This window comes from Eisenbergiella porci (assembly GCF_009696275.1).
GTDB classification, from domain to species: Bacteria; Bacillota; Clostridia; order Lachnospirales; family Lachnospiraceae; genus Eisenbergiella; species Eisenbergiella porci.
Map to the genome: position 1 here is coordinate 168,261 of NZ_VUMI01000002.1, position 15,199 is coordinate 183,459.

A 15,199-nucleotide genomic window follows, 5' to 3' on the forward strand; every position below is an offset into this window, starting at 1 on the left:
CTCCTTTACATTTTTTCTATGAAGGCTACGGTCTTGTCTATGAAGCGGAGGAACAGCTTTTCAAAGATGACGCTGATTAGGACGATGACCAGCGTCCAGGAAAAGAGGTCTGGGGTTTCCAGGTATACTTTGGCTTCGTATAGCTTTTCTCCGATGGAGCCTTTGGGGATGCCGATGACCTCGGCGGCAACGCCGGCTTTCCAGCATAGTCCCAGAGAGAGGGAAAAGCCGGTCCGCAGATAGGGAAGGAGCTGGGAGAGATAAATGTAGCGGATGCGGCGGAACAGCGGAATCCGGAAAACCTGGGCCATTTCCAGCAGCTTCCGGTCAGTGCTGAGGATGCCGCCCAGGACGTTGGTGTAGATGACCGGCAGCACCATCAGGAAGGAGATGACGACGGAGAGGTTCCGGGAGGGAACCCAAATGAGCACCAGGATGATGAAGGATGCCACGGGGACGGCTTTGATGGCTGCCATGGCGGGGGCCAGGAGGTCGCGGACAAAACAGAAGGCGGCGGAAAGGGAGGCAAGCAGGGTGCCGCACAGGGATGCCAGGAGGAAACCGCCTATGATCCGGAAAAAGGAGAAGGCGATGGAACCCCAGAAATCGGACTGGACGGCGAGGACGGTGAGGCGGCGTAAGACGGAAACAGGAGATACCAGAAGTATCTCCTGCCCGATATACAGGCTGGCCAGTTCCCAGACTGCCAGCCAGACGGCCACCGCCCAGGGACGGAGCCGGTTATCCGCTGTCTGCTTTTTTTTGTTTTTGTCAGGATGAATGGCTTTGTTTTGTCTGCGCATTCTGAAATCTCCTAAGGGTATGGTTATCTGCTGTAGTAGAAATCGTCGGCAGGAAGCTTTCCTCCCACAGCCTTGGGATTCTGGCCAAAGAGGACGTTAAGATAGCCGGAAAGCTTTTCTTTCATTTCAGTTCCTTCTATAAAAGTAATGTTGCAGTAGGGAAGGGCTTTTACGGCAACTGCGGCGGGAACGATGTCATATTTTTCAATAAGGGCCGCTGCATCTTCGGTGCTGCCGTTTACGAAATCAACGGATTCCTTATAGGAATCAAGGAAAGCGCTGACTGCTTCGGGATTTTCTGCTGCAAAATCCGTACGTACCACAACTACGCCGGTGATAAGGGCGCTGGGCGTTTCCGCGCCGGCCTGCAGTGCATCCCATTCTTTGGTCAGGTCAAGGGCGATGCGGATGCTGTCGTTTTTGGCCTGGGCCGTGGTTACAAAGGGCTGGGGAAGCATGGCGATTCCGCCTTCGCCGGAGGAAAGGGCCGCAACGCATTCGGAGTGCTCGGATTTCCATTCGATGGTCACATCCTCTTCCGGATCAATTCCGTTGGAAGAAAGAATGTAATTCAGGGCATACTCAGGAGTGGAGCCTTTTCCGCTGGCGTAAATTGTTTTTCCTTTCAGGTCGGCGGCAGTCTGCACGGTATCACCGCTTTCTACTATATAAAGCACGCCAAGGGTGTTGACTGCAAGCACCTGGATTTTGCCTTCGGTATTATTATAAAGTACGCTTGCCAGATTGGCGGGAACGGCGGCGATGTCCGCATCTCCCTGTACCAGCCGGGGAGTCACTTCGTCAGCGGATGCTGCGATTGTGAATTCATAAGCATTGCCGCCTACAGAGCCGGCTTCCGCGGTATCCATGAGCTGTACCATTCCCATGGCCGTAGGTCCCTTCAGCGCCATGACGCGTACTGCGGTTTCTTCGGCGGAAGCCTCTGCGGGCTGGCTTCCTTCTGTTTCGGCCACAGTAGTTTCCTGCTGGGAAACAGTTTCTGTTTCGGCCGCTGATTCCATAGTGGATTCTGCAGCGGTGGCGGATTCCGCCTGGCCGGCAGTTTCAGCCGGTGTGCTGGCAGCCTTGCCGCTGCAGCCTGCAAGCAGGGAAGCGGTCAGCGTGAGCGCTGCTAATACGGATAAGATTTTTTTCATAAGTTTTCCTCCATTGATTGAAAATTATGCCCGGTTCTTCTGCACTGGACGTGCCAGAAAATTGTTTTCCAGCGTTATCTGGGAGAAGGGCCGGGCCTGACCTGCGCCTGCATGGCTTTGGAAGTGATGCCCTCAATCCGGCCCAGACACCCGGAAAGCGCGCTGATGCGGCCCGGATCGGCACTGACTATGATGGAAATGATATTCATTGATTTCTCCCGGTAGGGAATGCCCATCCTGCCGATAATGCAGTCGCTGAATTCATGAAGCAGGTCGTTGACCTTCGATGCGGCCGCGTTGTCCGTGATAAAAATGCCGATGATTGCCACCTTTTCTTCCATAACAGATCGGTTCCTTTCTGATTCAATTCTAAAGATTAAGAAAGCCCGCCCGGGCAGACTCCGGGAAGGCTTGTAAGGTTTCGCTATGCCACCCTTTCTTTACTTCAGGAATCCTTTGGTATCAGAAAAAAGTTATTAAAGTAACACAGGCTGTCCGGAAGGGAATGTAAATTGCCGCCCGCACAGGCTGACCTTCATTATAATACAAAAACCCAAAAAAAGCTAGTATTTTTCAATACTTTATGCTATAATCGTAAAATGACTGTGAACACCCGGAGACATTGGCGCCGGGCGGGCATAAATTGGGTGGTAATACCCCGGAAAGCCTGTGTTTATGCAGGATAAAAGTTGGTTGGTCTTGAAGTCCCATACCGACGCCGATAAGTGATAAGAACCATGAATCACGAAAGTGAAATACAAGGAGGAAGCAGTAAAATGAGTTTACAGGTGGAAAAACTGGAAAAAAACATGGCAAAGCTTACAATTGAAGTTCCGGCAGAAGAGCTGGAAGCTGCTATTGAAAAGGCTTACCAGAAAAATAAGGGAAAAATTCAGATTCCCGGATTCCGTAAGGGTAAAGTGCCCCGCAAGATGATCGAGCAGTTGTACGGTAAGGAATTCTTCTATGAAGATGCTGCCAATGCCCTGATTCCCGAAGCATACGAAAAGGCTGTGGAAGAGTGCGAAGATACAATAGTTTCTTCCCCCAAGGTAGATGTAACGCAGATCGAAGGAGGAAAGCCTTTTATTTTCACAGCGGAAGTAGCCCTGAAGCCGGAAGTAACCCTTGGAAAATATAAGGGTGTGGAAGTGGAGAAGATCGACATCACAGTATCCGATGAAGAGGTGGATGCGGATCTGAACCAGCAGAGAGAGAACAATTCCAGAATGGTGACCGTGGAAAGAGCGGTTGCGGACGGAGACGTTGCAGTTATTGACTTTGAAGGCTTTGTTGACGATGTTGCTTTTGATGGCGGCAAGGGCGAGAACTACTCCCTGGCTATCGGCTCCCATTCTTTCATCGATAACTTTGAAGAGCAGCTGATTGGAAAGAATGCCGGAGAAGACGTAGAGGTTAACGTAACCTTCCCCGAAGAGTATCAGGCGAAGGAACTGGCCGGAAAGCCTGCCGTATTCAAGGTAAGCATCAAGGAAGTTAAGGAAAAGCAGCTTCCTGAGCTGGATGATGAGTTCGCTTCAGAGGTTTCTGATTTTGAAACCCTGGCTGAATATAAGGAAGACATCAGAAAGAAACTGTCCGAGAAGAAGGAACAGGATGCCAAGAATGCCAAAGAGGATGCCGTAATCGAAGCTATCATCGCAGAAGCGCAGATGGAAATTCCGGATGCCATGATCGAGACACAGCAGAGACAGATGGTTGATGATTTCGCACAGAGACTGCAGATGCAGGGCATGAACCTGGATATGTACTGCCAGTACACCGGACAGACTCCTGCAAGCATGGTGGAATCCATCAAGCCTCAGGCTCTGAAGAGAATCCAGTCCAGACTGGTGCTGGAAGCAGTGGCGGCCGCTGAGAAGATTGAAGCTTCCGAAGAAGATTTCGATAAGGAAATCGAGAAGATGGCAGCCTCCTATCAGATGGAAGCCGATAAGGTAAGGGAAATCATGGGAGAAGCCGGCAAGAAGCAGATCATGGAAGACCTGGCAGTTTCCAAGGCAGCTGATTTCGTAAGAGAGAACGCGAAGGAAAAAAAAGCAAAGGCTAAAAAAGCGAAGAGTGAAGAATAATCGTAACAATTCAGGCGGGCTTGCGCATTCACTGCGTAAACCGTGAGAAAACGTGGCGGCAGCAGGCGTCCGTTCTTCGCCGAAGGCGATTTTTAATGGGCGGATGCAGTAACAGTTCGGCCAAAGGCTGAAATGTTACAAATAATCTATAATAGGTTATAAAACTTTTCTTAATTAAATGAATGCCTTATTGCAAAAGAAACGTATGTGCGATACTATAGAGTGTGTTTAAGTCCATATACTTTTGACCGTACATTCCCGAAACACATATTTGCACAGAAACTTAAGAAGCGAAACGGAGGCAGAAAAATGAGTTTAGTACCTTATGTCATTGAGCAGAACAGTCATGGGGAACGTTCCTATGATATCTATTCAAGGCTTTTGAAAGACAGAATTATTTTCTTGGGGGAGGAAGTGAACGATACCACGGCCAGCCTGGTTGTGGCACAGCTTCTCTTCCTGGAAGCCGAGGATCCGGAGAAGGATATCCATCTTTACATCAACAGCCCCGGAGGGTCTGTGACGGCAGGTATGGCGATTTATGATACCATGCAGTTTGTAAAATGTGACGTATCCACCATCTGTATCGGCATGGCGGCCAGCATGGGGGCATTCCTTCTGGCTGGCGGCACAAAGGGCAAGAGAATGGCCCTTCCCAATGCGGAGATCATGATTCATCAGCCTTCCGGCGGTACTCAGGGGCAGGCAACCGAGATTGAGATCACTGCGAAGCATATCCTGCAGACCAAGGAAAAGCTTGCAAGAATTCTTGCACAGAATACCGGTCAGGATTTTGAAGTCGTTATGGCAGATACCGAAAGGGATAACTGGAAGACGGCGGAAGAAGCGAAAGCTTACGGACTGATCGACAGCGTTATCATATCAAGAGCAGATGCCCAGAAACAGGCATAAATTTTTTCCGGGTATGCTGCCGCTTTGCGGCAGTGTATCCGGTAAGTTTTGACGCAGATGTTCAGTGTTCCCCGCGGGTCCGCCCTGCAGGACGGAATGGATGCATACGGCATTGTATTGCAGCCGCAGGGGACCGGACAGCTGTACTTTGGCAAAGTATTTTTGAAGGGAAAATTAAGGATAACTATTCAGTCAGCCAGGCGCAGTAAATGCGCTGAGGGCAAGAAAGTGATGCAGGAGTACCTGAATCCATCGCCGAAGGCGATTTAAGATGGATTCTGGCAGTAACTGAGAAAGGACTGAACAGTTACAAATTGAGGTAAAAAAATGGCAGGTAGAAATTCAGACGACCAGATAAGATGTTCTTTTTGTAATAAGACGCAGGATCAGGTCCGTAAATTAATTGCTGGCCCGAATGGTGTCTATATCTGTGACGAGTGCGTAGATATCTGTGCGGATATTATTGAGGAAGAATATGAAGATGAAGCACCGGAAGAAGCGATGGACATCAATCTTCTGAAGCCTGTGGAAATAAAGGAATTCCTCGATGATTACGTGATCGGCCAGGATGAAGCGAAGAAGGTTTTGTCGGTTGCGGTATATAATCATTATAAACGCGTGACCGCAGAGAAGGATGCGGATGATGTTGAACTTCAGAAGAGCAATATCATCATGGTCGGCCCCACGGGTTCCGGTAAAACCTATCTGGCACAGACACTTGCCAAGATTATCAACGTACCGTTTGCAATTGCGGACGCTACAACGCTGACGGAAGCAGGCTACGTAGGAGAGGATGTGGAGAACATTCTCCTGAAGCTGATTCAGGCGGCGGATTATGATGTGGAACGAGCACAGTATGGAATCATTTATATTGATGAAATAGATAAAATTACAAAAAAGAGCGAAAATGTATCCATTACCAGAGATGTATCAGGAGAGGGTGTACAGCAGGCGCTTCTTAAGATTATAGAAGGCACTGTTGCTAGCGTTCCGCCTCAGGGAGGCAGAAAGCATCCCCATCAGGAGCTGATACAGATTGACACTTCCAATATTCTTTTTATTTGCGGCGGAGCTTTTGACGGCCTGGATAAAATTGTGGAAACGCGCCTGGATAGAAAATCGATCGGTTTTAATGCTGAAATAGCTGATAAGAGCACCAGGGAGATGGGTGAGCTTCTTGCAGAGGTGACACCTACCGACCTTGTTAAGTATGGTCTGATTCCGGAGTTTGTCGGCCGTGTGCCGGTGAATGTATCCCTCCAGGGACTGGACAGGGAAGCAATGATGCGCATTCTCACAGAGCCTAAGAATGCTCTGGTGAAGCAGTATCAGAAGCTGTTTTCCTTTGACCATGTTAAACTTACTTTTGAGCCTGATGCAGTGGAAGCAATTGCCGAGAAGGCAATGGAGAGAAAGACCGGTGCGAGAGGACTTCGTTCCATCCTGGAGAATGTGATGATGGATGTGATGTACCGCATCCCTTCCGATGACACAATTGAACAGTGCATTATCACTAAAGAAGCCGTGGACGGAGAAAGTGAGCCTTTGGTTGTCCATCGGGAAACCGGGGGCCGGCTGGAAGATTATAGAGAAGCACAGTAATTGGTTAAGATAACGCCGCCCTTTTTTAAGGGCGGCGTTTATGGTAATATATAACAGCTGCTGCGCGCTGGATGATTTCATGAAGGGCAGACAGCGGGCGCAGTAAAAAAACAAACAGATGAGGCCGGCCGTGCTCGGAAAAGGAGAGAGAGCAGTACGGCTGCTTGCCAAGATATAGGGATAATCAAAATGGAAGAAAATACAAAAGCAGGAAATATGAATTTGGATGAAATTATAACAGATTATGCATCCTCAGAAGAACAGAATGGAAATTCCACAAGAGTCCTTCAGGTACCCACAGTAGCGCTGCGTGGTATGACAGTGCTTCCGGGCTTGGTGATTCATTTTGACTTAAGCCGCACAAAATCCATTTTGGCAGTGGAACAGGCTATGATGAGCGATCAGAGGATTTTCCTGGTAGGCCAGAAGGATGTGGAAGAGGATGATCCGGATTATACCAAGGTATATCATATGGGATGTCTTGCCCAGATCAAACAGGTAACCAGGCTGCCTGAAAATGTGGTGCGCGTGCTTGTAGAAGGGCTTGACCGGGCAATTTTGCGTGGTTTTTCGGATGAAGAGAAAAATTATCTGGTAGGGGAGATCGAAATTGTGGAATCCCCTCTCCGTCTGGAAGGCGTTGCCGAGGGCAGCACCATCGAAGAAGAAGCCATGATGCGCAATCTTCGTGAGCTGTTCATGGAGTTCTGTTCCTTCTTCCCGAGAATCGGTAAGACTATGCTGAAGCATTTTGACGGCACCTTCAGCCTGGGTGTGCTGATGGATGAACTGATCGAAAGCATGCCTGTTACCTTTGACAAAAAGCAGGCGGTTTTAGAGGCTGTCGATCTGGGAACCCGTTATCAGGTGCTTGCGAAAATCCTCTATGAGGAAATCGAGGTTGCCAAAATCAGGACGGAGCTTACGGAACAGGTCAAGGGCCGGATGGAGAAAAACCAGAAGGAATATATGCTTCGTGAGCAGATGAACTATATCCGTGAAGAGTTGGGTGAAGATAATGTAATGTCCGATGCGGAGCAGTTCCAGCAGGAGCTGAACAAGCTGAAGGCGGGCCGGGAGGTCAAGGAAAAAATACAGAAGGAAATCAACCGTTTCAGGAGCCTGGGACAGGGAAGCGCCGAATCCTCCGTGGAAAGAGGATATCTGGAAACCCTTCTGGAGCTGCCCTGGGATAAGGTTTCCAAAGATAATACGGATATTAAGCGGGCAGAACAGATTCTGGAGCGTGATCATTACGGTCTGGAGCAGGTAAAGGAGAGAATCCTGGAATTCCTGGCGGTCAGAAGCCTGACAAAGCGGGGAGACAGCCCGATTATCTGTCTGGTGGGACCTCCGGGAACAGGCAAGACCTCCATTGCAAGAAGCGTGGCGGAATCCCTGAATAAAAAGTACGTCCGCATCTGCCTGGGCGGCGTCAGGGATGAGGCGGAAATCAGAGGACATCGCCGTACCTATGTGGGCGCCATGCCCGGACGCATTGTCACCGGACTGAAGCAGGCCGGGGTGAAAAATCCGCTGATGCTTCTGGACGAGATTGATAAGGTAAGCAGTGATTACAGGGGTGATACCTCCTCTGCGCTGCTGGAGGTGCTGGACAGTGAACAGAACAACCATTTCAGGGATCACTATGTGGAAATCCCGGTGGATTTGTCCGAGGTGCTGTTCATAGCCACCGCCAATTCCACGGCGGAAATACCCAGGCCTTTGCTGGACCGCATGGAAATCATTGAAGTGACAAGCTATACGGCCAATGAAAAGTTCCACATCGCCAGGGAGCATCTGATCGCAAAGCAGCTGGAAAAGAGCGGCCTGGATGCAAAGAAGCTGACTATCAGCGACGGGGCGCTGCGGGAAATCATACTTTCCTATACAAGCGAGGCAGGTGTCCGCGAGTTGGAGCGAAAGATCGGGGAAATATGCCGGAAGGCGGCAAGACAGCTGCTGGAGCAGAAAAAGCCGGCGGTTCATGTTACCGGAAGGAATCTGGAGCAGTATCTGGGCAAACGTAAAATTGCCAGGGATAAGGCCAATGATAAGGACGATATCGGTATTGTGCGCGGACTGGCCTGGACGAGCGTAGGCGGCGTTACCATGCAGGTTGAAGTGAACATGATGCCCGGAAAAGGGGAAATCAGGCTTACGGGACAGCTGGGAGATGTGATGAAGGAATCCGCGCTTACGGGCATGAGCTACATCCGGTCCGTCAGCGATGAATACAGCCTGCCGGAGGATACCTTTACCGCCTATGATTTCCATATCCATATCCCGGAGGGAGCAGTGCCAAAAGACGGGCCTTCCGCAGGCATTACCATGGCGACGGCAATGCTGTCCGCCATTACCAGGACTCCTGTCAGGGCAAATGTGGCCATGACGGGTGAGATCACCTTAAGAGGCCGTGTGCTTGCTATCGGCGGCCTGAAGGAAAAGCTGCTGGCAGCCAAGACTGCGGGAATGAAGACAGTGCTTGTTCCCAAAGAAAACGAAAAGGACGTGGAGGAAATCTCCAAGGAAATCAAGAGCGGCCTGGATATCATTCTGGTGGAAAAAATGGAAGAGGTAATCCGGCACGCGTTTGCAGAAAAATAAAAAGCGGCCGGACAGGAACGGCAGCCTGCCCATGGTCAGGCTGCCGTAAAAAGGGCAGGCAGAAAGGAACCAATATGATAATTAAAAATGTAAACCTGGAAACCGTATGCGGCATAACAAGTACGCTGCCTGACAACACACTTCCGGAAATCGCTTTTGCAGGAAAGAGTAATGTGGGAAAATCCTCCCTCATCAATGCGGTTATGAACAGAAAGTCCCTTGCAAGGACCTCCGCCCAGCCGGGAAAGACACAGACCATTAATTTTTATAATATCAACGATGCCTTCTATCTGGTGGATCTGCCGGGTTACGGCTATGCGAAGGCCAATGAGGCGGTGAAGGCCCAGTGGGGAAAAATGATTGAGAGATACCTGCGCAGCTCGAAAAAGCTGAAGGCGGTATTCCTGCTGATCGATATCCGCCATGAACCCTCCGCCAATGATAAGCAGATGTATCAGTGGATTCTGTATCAGGGATATCATCCGATTATTATTGCCACAAAAATGGATAAACTGAACAGAAGCCAGATTCCGAAGGCTGTAAAAACGGTGAAGCAGGGCTTGGAAGCGGAAAAGGATGCGGTGGTCATTCCATTTTCCGCCCAGACCAAGCAGGGACGGGAAGAAATCTATGATTTGATTGACAATCTGCTTACAGGGGAGGGAGCGCAGGCGGATTAACCCGAAGCAGACTGGAAAGGCAGGTGTACGGGATATGCAGCAATCCGGTTCAACGAAGTATATTAAGGCGGTGCTGAATTTGCTTACGGCGGTGGTTCTTTTGCTGCTGGTGATTTTTGTACTGCCCAGGCTGTTGGGATTTTTCATGCCTTTTGTAGTGGGCTGGATTATTGCCATGATAGCCAACCCTCTGGTGCGTTTCTTTGAACAGAAAATTAAAATCAGGAGGAAGGCAGGCTCCGCCATCGTCATTGTGGCGGTGCTGGCGCTGGTCATCGGCCTGGGCTATCTGATTATCGCCAAGCTGGTGTCCGAGGGCGCCGGATTTGTATCCGAACTGCCATCCATCTGGAATAACCTGGAACGGGACATGAATCAGGTGGGGGATAACCTCACGGATCTCTACGCCCGTTTTCCGCTGGATTTCCGGGATAAAATAACCACGGTGATTGACAGGCTGGGCCAGTATATCGGAGAGGCCGTCAATGGGCTAAGCGCGCCTACGGTAACTGCAGTGGGGAATTTTGCAAAAAATATTCCCTCGATTATCGTCAGTACGATTATGTGTCTTCTGTCCGCTTATTTTTTCGTGGCGGAAAAGGATAACATCGGCAGGTTTATGAAAAAGAATCTGCCGGAAAGCTTCCGCAGAAAGTGGAATATCCTGTCCTCCAGCCTTACAGGGGCATTGGGGGGATATTTTAAGGCACAGTTTAAAATTGAGATATGGATCTATCTTGTGCTGATGGTGGGGCTATGGATTTTAAAGGTGAAATATTCTCTGCTCATTGCGCTTTTAATCGCATTTCTTGATTTTTTCCCAATATTTGGGACCGGCGCGGTTCTCTGGCCCTGGGCTTTGATTGAACTGCTGGCCGGGGATTACCGCATGGCGCTGAGCCTGATGATAATCTGGGGAGTTGCCCAGCTGCTTCGTCAGATTATACAGCCCAAGATCGTGGGGGATTCCATCGGAGTACCTCCTGTACCAACGTTGTTTCTTCTCTTTATCGGCTATAAGATTGGAAGCGTGTTGGGGATGATCCTGGCGGTGCCCGTAGGAATTGTTGTGCTGAATATGTATGAAGCGGGCCTGTTTGAAACGACACAGAACAGCATACGGATTTTAATAAACGGTTTTAACCGGTTCAGAAGGCTGAATAAGGAGGACCTGGAAGAATAATGAAGAAGGTAGCGGTTTTTAATTTAAGGGAATTTGATGAAGCGGAATGGTTTGAAAAATATGCCGGGGATCTGGGGCTGGAGCTTTCCACGTGCCCGGATGCGCCGGATATGGAAAATATCGCATCCGTTACGGAGGGCTGTGAATGCGCCGATATCATTACCTCCCAGATTACCAGGGAGCTGATGGCGGAGTTTGCCAGGAACGGCATCCGTTACATCACCACAAGGACCATAGGCTATGATCATGTGGATCTGGAGGCTGCCAGGGAATTCGGTATCCATGTGGGCAATGCGCCCTATGGGCCGAATGGGGTGGCGGATTATACAGTGATGCTGATTCTCATGAGCATCCGCAAAATGAAACGTATCCTGGAGAGGACCAATATTCAGGATTATACGCTGGAAGGAATCCAGGGCAGGGAGCTGAAGGATCTTACGGTGGGTGTAATTGGGACGGGACGCATCGGACGTACCGTTATCAGTAACCTGAGCGGCTTTGGCTGCCGTATCCTGGCCTATGATCTGTATGAAAACGAGGAAGTGAAGCGTTACGGGCAGTATGTTTCCCTGGAGGAGCTGTGGAAGGAAGCGGATGTAATCACCATGCATACGCCTCTGACCGAGGAAAACTTCCATTTGGTGAATGAAAAAACGCTGTCACAGATGAAGGACGGCGTTGTGATCGTCAACACGGCCAGAGGCGCGCTCATCGATTCCGAGGCTCTGATTGCGGGAATCGAAAACGGAAAAATAGGCGCGGCCGCCCTGGATGTGGTGGAGAATGAGTTCGGACTGTATTATTACGACCATAAGTCAGATGTGCTTTCCAACCGGGAGCTTGCTGTCCTGCGGGGCTTTCCCAATGTGACGGTTTCCCATCATATGGCGTTTTATACGGATAACTATACAAAAACGGTGGTAAGGGATTCCCTTTCCAGCTGTAAGCTGTTCATGGAAGGAAAAAAGAATCCCTGGGAGGTTTGTTGATTGCGTAATTTCAAAATAGTTCTTCAATATGAGGGCACAAGATATAAGGGCTGGCAGAAGCAGGGCGGAACGAATCCAGGCCGCAGGGAGGATGCGGAGTCTTCCGACAGCAGTTTCCTGGAAACAAATGCGAAGGAATACACCATCCAGGGAAAGCTTGAACGCCTGCTGTCCCGCATTGCTGGGGAACCGGTGGAAATCCATGGCTCCGGCCGCACGGATGCGGGCGTCCATGCTTACGGTCAGGTCGCCAGCTTCCATATGGATACGAAGCTGACTGCGGAGGCCCTGATGGAGAAGATTAACAGCTATCTTCCTGAGGATATTGCCGTGATTTCCATAGAAGAGGTGCCTGACCGCTTCCATGCCAGGCTGGGCGCGAAGGGAAAAACCTATCGCTACCGGGTGTTAAACAGCAGCGTGCCACATATATTTGAAAGAAGGTATGTCTGGCAGGTCCCGGAAAAGCTGGATGTGCAGGCCATGTGCAAAGCGGCCTCATACCTGGAGGGCACTCACGATTTTAAGGCGTTTACTTCCACAAAGAAGGGGAAAAAATCTACGGTGCGCACCATCGAAGCTATTGAAATTGTCCGGTGCGGGGATGAAATCCATTTTACCTTCCGGGGAAACGGGTTTTTATTCCACATGGTGCGTATCCTGATGGGGACTCTGATTGAAACAGGTAAGAAGAACCGCAGGCCTGAAGAGATGCCGGCTATTCTGGAAAGCGGCCTCCGGGAAAATGCGGGGCCGCTGGCTCCTGCCTGCGGACTGGCGCTGATGGAAGTAAGCTATTGATCCGGTGTCTGGCGGGAGCGCACCGGGGCAGAGAGGATATCATTTGCAGAAACAAAAACGGGAAAACATCCGCAGGGCTGTTTTTTTGATTTATCTGATGCTTACTATCAGGCTTATTATTTTTAAATACCCTTTCGCTGATCTGAAGGAGATTATGGATACCTGGCAGAGCGGCGTAATTCTGCGGGGGCTGGAGACTGCTAATTTCAGGCTGTTTAAGACGGTGCGGATGTATATTGTGTACAGGGACCGGCTGAACAGTTTTGAGAACCTGTTTGGGAATGTGGCAATTTTTATTCCCTTCGGGGCGCTTCTGCCCTGGGTGGATTCCCGCTTTGCAGCCTGGTGGAAGGTGCTTGTTAATGCGTTTTTGTTTGTGGCGGGAATTGAGGTGTTCCAGCTGTTTTCCTCCTTTGGCGCTTTTGATGTGGACGATCTTCTGTTAAACTGCTTTGGCGCCATGCTTGGCTACTGGGGCTGGCTGGTTTTTGGAAGAAGGCTTGACAGGGGAAGAGGCTGAGAGTAAGTTAAAGGTAGAATAGTAACAGTTCAGGCAGGTCTGCGCATTTGCTGCGCAGATCGTGAGAAAATGTGGTGGCAGCAGGCATCCGACCGTCGCCGAAGGCGATTTTTAATGGGCGTATGCGGTAACAGTTTGGCCGAAGACTGTACTGTTACGTAGAATATGCTGTGACTTTAGCCGTACAGGCCCTGGCCGCAGAAGCGGAGGAACCGCAGAGGGGAGCTTGAATTAAATGAAAGATTTTATGCAGGAGCTGAAGCTTAATTTTATTTTAACCGCGCTGTTCTGTATTGTATGCGGAGTGGTATTGTTCGTATGGCCGGATGTGTCGGCCAGAATCGTGTGTATGGTGCTGGGAGCCATTCTGGTACTGATGGGAGCGGTCTATCTGGTAAGCTTCTTTTCTTCCCCTGCGGGATCGTTCATGAAGCAGATCCACCTGCTGCTCACGATTTGTTTCGTGGCCATCGGCGTATGGATTCTGCTGAAGCCGGAATTCGTAATCAGGCTGATTCCGGTGATTGTGGGGATTATCATTATTCTCCACGGCATTTACGATTTGCAGCAGGCGGTTTACCTGTGCAGGGCGAAGTACAGCTTCTGGTGGCTGGCCCTGCTGTTTGCAGTGCTGACCGTAGCTTTTGGGGGCGTCCTGATCTGGAATCCTTTTGAGGCGATGAACATTGCCGTTAAATTTATCGGTGTTTTCCTGGTATTTGACGGTGTTTCCGATCTGTGGATTTTCTCCAGGGCGCGGCGTGTGACGAAGATTATCCGGGACGCGGTGGAAAACGGAATGGACGGCAGCCTGTATGGGGATGATGACATTATCGACTGAGGGAAGCTGATATGTTTATCCTGAGCTGTGCGGTGCTTTAGCAGTACAATTGCGGATATAAAGCGGTATGGCTGGCTTTAATCGCAATGCACTGAATATGTTACAATTCCATAAAAAGGAGGAGCGGTATGGGGTATTTTGAACTGGACAATGGGGAAATTACGGCCCGGATAGCATCGTTTGGGGCGGAGCTTCAGTCACTGAAGGATGCCGGCAGGGAATATATGTGGAGCGGCGATCCGGCATACTGGAAGAGAGTGTCTCCGGTGCTTTTTCCATTGGTAGGAAATTATAAGAATAAAAAAACCAGCTTCGGCGGACAGGAATATGTCATGTCACAGCATGGCTTTGCAAGGGATCGGGAGTTTACGCGGATATCCGGTACGGATACGGAAATCTGGCTGGCGCTGGATTCGGATGAGGAGACAAGGAAAAGTTATCCCTTTGATTTCCGGCTGGAGCTGGGATATCGTCTGAAGGACAGAACCCTGGAAGTGCTCTGGCGGGTGAAAAATACGGACAGCAGGAAAATCTGGTTTTCCATCGGAGGGCATCCGGCCTTTGCCTGCCCTTTGAATGAAGAGGGAAATAAAGACGGCTATGCCCTGCAGTTTGATACGGCAGGACCGGTAGAAACAAGGATTATCGGACCGGACGGCCTGGCGACGGATGAGCATGAGGAATATCTTCTGGATGACGGAAGGCTTCCGGTAAAGGAAGCGCTTTTCGACAGGGATGCGCTGGTGCTTGAGGGCGGACAGGCCCATTCTCTGGGACTGGTGGATCCTAAGGGAAATACTTTTGTGACGGTCCGGTTTGACGCGCCTCTTTTCGGCATCTGGTCGCCGCCGGGGAAAAATGCGCCTTTTATCTGTGTTGAGCCCTGGTATGGAAGATGCGATCACAGGGATTTCAACGGCACGCTGGAGGAACGGGAATGGAGCAATTCCCTGGAAGCGGGCGGCGAATTTAACGCTTCCTACAGCATCAGCGTGTAGCATATTTTAAAAC

14 protein-coding genes are annotated in these 15,199 nt (G+C 50.1%); 11 read left to right on the forward strand and 3 right to left on the reverse strand.

Features of this window, described 5'->3' with window-relative positions:
* Positions 1-5: 5 nt before the first annotated feature.
* The 3 genes from FYJ45_RS01930 to FYJ45_RS01940 all read right to left on the reverse strand — a co-directional run bounded on the left by FYJ45_RS01930 (position 6) and on the right by FYJ45_RS01940 (position 2,301).
* Positions 6-803, reverse strand: a complete 798-nt coding sequence (locus tag FYJ45_RS01930) for an ABC transporter permease (RefSeq protein WP_154463202.1) — start codon at positions 801-803, stop codon at positions 6-8.
* 23 nt (positions 804-826) lie between these two features.
* Complete coding sequence (locus FYJ45_RS01935; protein ID WP_154463203.1) at positions 827-1,960, reverse strand: ABC transporter substrate-binding protein; 1,134 nt, start codon at positions 1,958-1,960, stop codon at positions 827-829.
* 74 nt (positions 1,961-2,034) lie between these two features.
* Complete coding sequence (locus tag FYJ45_RS01940; RefSeq protein ID WP_154463204.1) at positions 2,035-2,301, reverse strand: TM1266 family iron-only hydrogenase system putative regulator; 267 nt, start codon at positions 2,299-2,301, stop codon at positions 2,035-2,037.
* A 435-nt stretch (positions 2,302-2,736) separates the two neighbouring features.
* Here FYJ45_RS01940 and tig point away from each other — a divergent pair, with 435 nt between their 5' ends.
* The 11 genes from tig (at position 2,737) to FYJ45_RS01995 (ending at position 15,186) form a co-directional block, all read left to right on the forward strand.
* Positions 2,737-4,053, forward strand: coding sequence for a trigger factor (tig, locus tag FYJ45_RS01945; RefSeq protein ID WP_154463205.1), 1,317 nt, complete (start codon positions 2,737-2,739; stop codon positions 4,051-4,053).
* Positions 4,054-4,362: 309 nt separating this feature from the next.
* Positions 4,363-4,965, forward strand: coding sequence for an ATP-dependent Clp endopeptidase proteolytic subunit ClpP (gene clpP / locus FYJ45_RS01950; protein WP_021636601.1), 603 nt, complete (start codon positions 4,363-4,365; stop codon positions 4,963-4,965).
* A gap of 327 nt (positions 4,966-5,292) precedes the next feature.
* Complete coding sequence (clpX, locus tag FYJ45_RS01955; RefSeq protein ID WP_154463206.1) at positions 5,293-6,567, forward strand: ATP-dependent Clp protease ATP-binding subunit ClpX; 1,275 nt, start codon at positions 5,293-5,295, stop codon at positions 6,565-6,567.
* 216 nt (positions 6,568-6,783) lie between these two features.
* On the forward strand, positions 6,784-9,174 hold the full coding sequence (gene lon / locus FYJ45_RS01960; protein WP_235930502.1) for an endopeptidase La: 2,391 nt from the start codon (positions 6,784-6,786) through the stop codon (positions 9,172-9,174).
* Between the two features lie 74 nt (positions 9,175-9,248).
* Positions 9,249-9,854: a ribosome biogenesis GTP-binding protein YihA/YsxC gene (yihA, locus tag FYJ45_RS01965; protein ID WP_154463208.1), complete on the forward strand. Its 606-nt coding sequence runs from the start codon at positions 9,249-9,251 to the stop codon at positions 9,852-9,854.
* A gap of 34 nt (positions 9,855-9,888) precedes the next feature.
* Complete coding sequence (ytvI, locus tag FYJ45_RS01970) at positions 9,889-11,037, forward strand: sporulation integral membrane protein YtvI (RefSeq protein ID WP_021636606.1); 1,149 nt, start codon at positions 9,889-9,891, stop codon at positions 11,035-11,037.
* Positions 11,037-12,026: a D-isomer specific 2-hydroxyacid dehydrogenase family protein gene (locus tag FYJ45_RS01975; RefSeq protein ID WP_154463209.1), complete on the forward strand. Its 990-nt coding sequence runs from the start codon at positions 11,037-11,039 to the stop codon at positions 12,024-12,026. The genes ytvI and FYJ45_RS01975 overlap by 1 nt, the downstream gene beginning before the upstream one ends.
* The gene (gene truA / locus FYJ45_RS01980; RefSeq protein ID WP_154463210.1) at positions 12,027-12,827 is read left to right on the forward strand and encodes a tRNA pseudouridine(38-40) synthase TruA; all 801 of its coding nucleotides are present in this window, start codon (positions 12,027-12,029) and stop codon (positions 12,825-12,827) included.
* 43 nt (positions 12,828-12,870) lie between these two features.
* A complete protein-coding gene (locus FYJ45_RS01985; protein WP_235930503.1) occupies positions 12,871-13,347 on the forward strand; it encodes a VanZ family protein in 477 nt (158 codons plus the stop codon).
* Between the two features lie 235 nt (positions 13,348-13,582).
* The gene (locus FYJ45_RS01990; protein ID WP_021636610.1) at positions 13,583-14,188 is read left to right on the forward strand and encodes an HdeD family acid-resistance protein; all 606 of its coding nucleotides are present in this window, start codon (positions 13,583-13,585) and stop codon (positions 14,186-14,188) included.
* A gap of 128 nt (positions 14,189-14,316) precedes the next feature.
* Positions 14,317-15,186: an aldose 1-epimerase family protein gene (locus FYJ45_RS01995; protein ID WP_154463211.1), complete on the forward strand. Its 870-nt coding sequence runs from the start codon at positions 14,317-14,319 to the stop codon at positions 15,184-15,186.
* The last annotated feature ends 13 nt before the right edge of the window (positions 15,187-15,199 follow it).